This is a genomic window from Sharpea azabuensis DSM 18934 (assembly GCF_000702165.1).
GTDB classification, from domain to species: Bacteria; Bacillota_I; Bacilli_A; order Erysipelotrichales; family Coprobacillaceae; genus Sharpea; species Sharpea azabuensis.
In genome coordinates, this window is the sequence record NZ_JNKU01000006.1 from 56,884 (window position 1) to 63,122 (window position 6,239).

Consider the following 6,239-nt stretch of genomic DNA (forward strand, 5'->3'; position numbering starts at 1 on the left):
ATTAATGCAACTTGTGAAATGTTTATTTTGTATATTATACAAATATTAACATAATATTCCCTTTCATCTTCCTTATATCCTAAATATACCCTTTTCAAAACTCTTATAAAGTCCTATAATGATATATATGAAATCGTTTACATATTCAAGGAGGTATATTATGAAAGAGACCTATATGAAAGAGTGTGGTACTTCTTTCAACGCTTTAACAGTGAACGAAGAAGCATCACGCTGTTTACTTTGTTATGACGCACCTTGTTCCAAGGCATGTCCGGCAAACACAGATCCCGCACGCTTTATTCGTTCTGTGCGTTTTAAGAACTATAAAGGAGCAGCTGAAATCATTAGAGAGAATAATGGCTTAGGTGATATATGTGCACGTGTCTGCCCTACTGAGAAATATTGTCAGCTAGGCTGCTCACGTAGCGGCATTGATCGCCCTATTGATATTGGTGGCATTCAGAAGTTTGTGACAGACTTTGAGAAAGCAAGTCATATGCATATTCTTGAAAAAGGCACACCTAATGGCAAGAAGGTCGGTATTATCGGAACAGGTCCTGCTGCCTTAGAAGCTGGCTTAAGACTTCTGATTATGGGTTATCAGGTTGACTTCTATGAGAAAGAAGGTTTAGCAGGAGGCTATTTGCGTACTGGCATTCCTGAATATCGTCTTCCTAACGCGATTGTTGATGATAACATTCATCGTCTAGAAAACTTAGGCGCTACGTTCCACTATAATACAGAAATTGGAAAGGATAGGACACTTGAAGATCTTAAAGAAAAGTTTGACGCTGTTCTTGTAGCTGTTGGTTATTCAAAAGCGAAGTGCTTGCCAATGTTTGAAAAGAATCCATATGTCATCAGTGCTATTGACTTCTTACATAATGTGAAGGCTGATCAGGGCTCACATGATGTTAAGAATAATGTACTTGTTATTGGTGGTGGTGATGTCGCTATGGATGTTGTAACAACACTAAAGAAACTTGGTTGTGAACATGTCACAGATGTTGTCTATGAAGAATTATCAGAATTCCTTGCAAGTGAAAAAGAACTTGCCGGAGCAAGAGAAGCTGGTGTCACAATTATTGATGGCTATGTACCTGATGCTGTAAATGAAAATGTTGTTACATTTAAGGCTAGACATATTGATGCAACATATACATTGACAGCTGATCAGATTATCCTAGCTGTTGGTCAAAAACCAGACCAGACATTTGGTTTACCAATGGAAGCTAATGAAGTTAAAGAAGACAACTATCATGTTGATGGAAATGTCTTTGTAGCTGGAGATATCACGAAAGGTGATAAGACTGTTGTATGGGCAGTTAAGAAAGGTAAAGAAGCTGCATGTGCTATTGATAGTTATCTTGGAGGTAAGGATCATGATTAATAAAGATTTATCGATTGATTTTTGTGGTGTACATTTTGAAAACCCATTCTGCCTTTCTTCATCACCAGTAGGTAACTGTTATGAAATGTGCAAGAAAGCCTATGAAACAGGATGGGGCGGCATTGTTTTTAAGACTATTGGTCCTAAGAGCTTTATTGTCGATGAGGTTTCTCCTCGTTTTGATATCTTGAATAAAGAGAGTACTGATTTTGTCGGCTTTAAGAACATGGAGCAGATTGCTGAACATCCATTAGAGGAGAACCTTGCTGATATCAAGAGACTGAAAGAAGAATTCCCTGATAAAGTCCTAATTGCATCCATCATGGGTACAAATGAACAGGACTGGGAAGAGCTGGCAAGACTGGTCACTGAAGCTGGTGCTGACATGATTGAAACAAACTTCTCCTGCCCACAAATGACAAGTCATGCCATGGGTAGCGATGTTGGTACGAATCCTGAACTCTGTGCAAAGTATGTACGGGCATGCAAGCGTGGTTCTTCATTGCCATTAATTGCCAAGATGACACCTAATATTACAGATATGGTGCCTTGTGCAAAAGCCTGCATGGAAGCAGGTGCTGATGCCATTAGTGCGATTAACACAATTAAATCCATTACTGATATTGACCTAGAGCGAAAGACCGCAATGCCTATTATTAATGGTAAATCTTCTATTTCTGGCTATTCTGGAAAAGCTGTCAAGCCTGTTGCTTTACGCTTTATCCAGCAGTTAAGAGATGGCATTCCTGATTTACCAATATCAGGTATCGGCGGTATTGAAACATGGGAAGATGCAGCTGAATTTATTCTTTGTGGTGCAACAACGCTTCAGGTTACAACCGCAATCATGCAATATGGTTATCGTATTGTTGAAGATATGAAGAATGGTCTTATGCATTATATGGAAGAACAGGGTGTTGAACATCTCAGTGATCTTGTCGGTTTAGCCAACAAGAATATCATTCCTGCAGAATCTTTGGATCGTGATTATAAGGTTTATCCTGATTTCGATCTTGATGCTTGTATTGGTTGTGGTCGTTGTTATGTTTCTTGCTTTGATGGTGCCCATCAGGCTATTAGCTTTGATAGCGAAACGAGAAAACCTACATGCGATCATGACAAATGTGTTGGCTGTCATCTTTGTGCACTTGTCTGCCCAGTACATGCGATTGGCATGGGCGAAATTGTCCTTAAAGAAGGAAGAGCAGGCCAGCCTTCAGACAAACATCCATTTAATAAACACTGGCTCTAAAAACAAAGAGACATCTCAATTGAGGTGCCTCTTTTCTATTTATCTCACTTTAAGTGTCTGCGCTATTCTTTCTAATATTAAGATGCGCTTTAATACTGTTTTTCTCATAAACACATCCCCCTTCTATAATGTTAGTTTACACTAACATTATAGAATATTCAAGCATAACACTCTATTTTTCTATATCTATTACACCTATTTCAGCCTTTGCCCCACCAGTCTTAAACTTGATTGCCCAGTCAGAGATACCGGAGTTGACAATGAAGGTTGTATCTTCCATCGTCTTAATGCCATAAGTCATATCATTAGCACCTGACAATTCACCTGTAATGCCAATTGGGAACATCTGACCACCATGAGTATGTCCACTTAAAACAAGATCAGGATGACTATTGGCTTCATTTATATAATCGGTTGGTTCATGATCAAGCATGATGACATATTGTTTTGAGTCAATGGATTGCATTAATGCCTGAGCACTCTTACGATTGGACGCTGTTTGTGCATCCTGTCTGCCAACAACAGTAATGTGCTTAGCTATTTGTACACTCTCATCATTGAGAATATGAATATTGTTTTCTTTAAGAGATGCTTCTAAGTCCTGGACTGAGAAATTACGATAGTTCATATAGCCTTTGTCATGGTTACCATAGACAAAGTATGTGCCATAAGCACTCTTGATTTGGCCAAGCGCTTTTGTTGAGGCAAGCATATCTTTTCTTGTTGTATCATCATCGACATAATCCCCTGTTACCACAATAAGATCTGGATGCAAGCTTTGAATGGTCTGCATCTGCTTTTTAAAGCCCTCGGCATGGAATGTAGCGCCAATATGGCTATCTGAAATCTGGACAATACGCAAGTTCTTGTCAATCACCTTTGATGTTGAAAGACTATAATGTGTTGTAACAACATGATGAGCTTGATAATAGCCATAGCTTAAATAGCTAACAGTTAGCCCTAAGCCCACAAGCCCGCTTACAAAAGCTTGGACTTTATGACGACTGTATTTATTGATAAGTAAACGTATCCCATCGACAATCATCCATATTAATACCAAATGCAATAAGACAATAAGCATGTTCACATGATCAAGCCATAGTCCTATTCCAATAAGAACTAGCAGCAATACTAACATTCCCCAGGCTGTATACTTATTTTTGTTTATCATAGCCTGCACAAAGCTATATTGTCTAACTTGTTTTAATATATAGAACATTCCAAATAATATCACTCCAACAATCAGGAGGATAATCAATAAAAATATTACAATCATAAACATATACCTCTATAAAAAATTACATGCTAGATTTCATTATATTCCCACTATACCAAAGCTTGTTTATGATTGCGAGAAATGTACTACTTGATAAGTTCATTAGTATAGAAAAGGCTGGATCTTACCAGCCTATTGTTTTTGATCAATTTTTAAACAGAGAAAACATCCATGTTCAGTGCAAATAAGATAGTTATCATCCTCTTCTTCAATATCCTCAATACGCCCAATATACATTTCACCATTACTCATAGTTCCGACAAGAAAGTGATTTTTAATATACCAATTAGTGAGATGCATTCGAAGTAACCTTTATATAAATCCGTGCTTCATATGGTCCAAGCAGTCTTGAATTTTCAACTCGAGATGGGAAAACACGATGCATATCGGGATAGTTATGGGCTTTAAGAACAGTGTTGGAAAGGTTACATTCTATTATGCAAGTTTCATTCTCTGTTGCCCGCTCATAGATATAAGTATTATGCTTTGAACTGAGGCAATGATAGTCACCATAGATGAGTGCCTGATGTTTTTTTCTAAGATGAATAAGTTCTTTATAGATTTTTATCATCGAAACATGTGCATCCTGATAGAGGGAACCCATTGTTTCTTTAGATGCCTTGTTCCAAGGAAGCATCATCCGGGTATGATCACGTGTTCCTGCTTTGATGATTTTAAAAGCTTCTTCTTCGCTCATTGTTTTTATGAGTTCTTGATAGAGATTAACACCTTCAATATCATGAATTTGGTTAATGGATGTAAAGTTATAGTTGGTTAAGCCCATTTCATCCCCCTGGAAGATAAACGGTGTTCCTTTTAATGTCATCTGCATAATAGCTAAGAGTGTCTCTATCTGTTTGTCATATTGATGTGTGTGATCAACCTTGCTGACCATACGTGGATTATCATGATTATTGTAGAATAGCGCCATCCAGCAATGATTGCCATAATGGGTCATCCATTCATGTATTTGATCACGATAGGCATTTAAATCATAGCGGTAGTCTTCATAACGTGTATGTCCCGGACTTTCCAACAAGTCAAAGCTAAAAGCCATATCCAGTTCTTCCCTTTCATCATTTGTCACCATCTGACTTAAGGCCATTGATAAACCAGGTACTTCTCCAACAGAGAAAGCATTGTGTGGCTTAAAGGCTTTTTCATGAATTTCATGGAGATATTCATGGAGATGTGGTCCATAGAAATAATGTTCAATACCACAATAGCCCATCATCTTACCAAGCTTAACATTGCCATCAGGTAAACCTGCTGTCTTAGAAATTAAATTAATGACATCCATTCTAAAACCATCAACATCTAAATCAAGATAGTCATTAATCATTTGAATGATATCTTTTCTTAAGTCTGGATTATCCCAATTGAGATCCATCTGTTTCTTACTAAAAAGATGAAGTCCCCATAGCTTCTCTTCTTCATACTTATTCCAGGCACTTCCAGAAAAGAAGGATTCCCAATTATTGGGTGGTGTGTTGTTCTCTTGAGGATAGAGAAAATAATAATTACGATAAGGTGAATTGGGATCTTTTAGTGCTTCTTGGAACCAACGATGTTCATCACTGGTATGATTGACAACTAAATCCATAATCAGCTTCATATCTCGCTTATGCACTTCCTGAAGCAATCTCTTAAAGTCATCCATCGTCCCTAGATCATGATGAATATTATAATAATCACGTATATCATATCCATTATCATCTAGTGGTGAATCATAGATAGGTGAAAGCCATAATGCATCAACACCTAAATCCTTTAAATAATCTAGACGATCAATAATCCCTTGAAGATCCCCAATACCATCATCATTACTATCCATAAATGTGCGTGGATAGATTTGGTAGAAAACAGCTTCTTTCCACCATGTATGTTTGATTTCACCATCAATTGAAGGTGGCGTATCTTGTTCAGCATTGATGAGTTGTATGAGTGTTTGATAGAAATTTTCATCAAAATCTTTAGTGAAGCGTGAAAGAGACTTGATCTTGAGAACTTTCATCAGTGGTGTCTGCAGGACCCAGGTAGGAATTTGTGCATGATGACAAGCCATCGTTAATACATCATGTCCTACTGGTGAGGCGTAAATATCAGCAATTGATGAGTCAAGTGTAACCATAAGAAAACCTCCTACATCCATTGTATTACGAACAATTTTCCCTTTTCAAGAAGATGATTTGTCAAATTAAGTGCAACACCTGCGATGAGTTACCCAGTAATTCTTCTTTAGGTGTTTTATATTTTATGCATTTACGTGGCCTGTTATTCAGTAAATTCAGATTCTTTTTCAGTTCCTCCGGGTCCACTTC

Annotated in this window: 4 protein-coding genes; 2 read left to right on the forward strand and 2 right to left on the reverse strand. The window is 37.5% G+C overall.

Features of this window, described 5'->3' with window-relative positions; translation table 11 throughout:
* Positions 1–160 precede the first annotated feature (160 nt).
* Positions 161–1,390 (forward strand): FAD-dependent oxidoreductase, encoded by a 1,230-nt coding sequence (locus T529_RS0102735; RefSeq protein ID WP_081823044.1) that lies wholly within the window; start codon positions 161–163, stop codon positions 1,388–1,390.
* Positions 1,383–2,642: an NAD-dependent dihydropyrimidine dehydrogenase subunit PreA gene (gene preA, locus T529_RS0102740; RefSeq protein WP_033162087.1), complete on the forward strand. Its 1,260-nt coding sequence runs from the start codon at positions 1,383–1,385 to the stop codon at positions 2,640–2,642. Before T529_RS0102735 ends, preA begins: the two co-directional genes overlap by 8 nt.
* 172 nt (positions 2,643–2,814) lie before the next feature.
* Here the strand turns inward: preA and T529_RS0102745 are convergent, their stop codons facing one another.
* Both T529_RS0102745 and T529_RS0102750 read right to left on the reverse strand, forming a co-directional pair.
* Complete coding sequence (locus T529_RS0102745) at positions 2,815–3,918, reverse strand: metallophosphoesterase (protein ID WP_033162088.1); 1,104 nt, start codon at positions 3,916–3,918, stop codon at positions 2,815–2,817.
* A gap of 286 nt (positions 3,919–4,204) precedes the next feature.
* Positions 4,205–6,049, reverse strand: a complete 1,845-nt coding sequence (locus T529_RS0102750) for an alpha-glucosidase (RefSeq protein WP_051646815.1) — start codon at positions 6,047–6,049, stop codon at positions 4,205–4,207.
* Positions 6,050–6,239 lie beyond the last annotated feature (190 nt).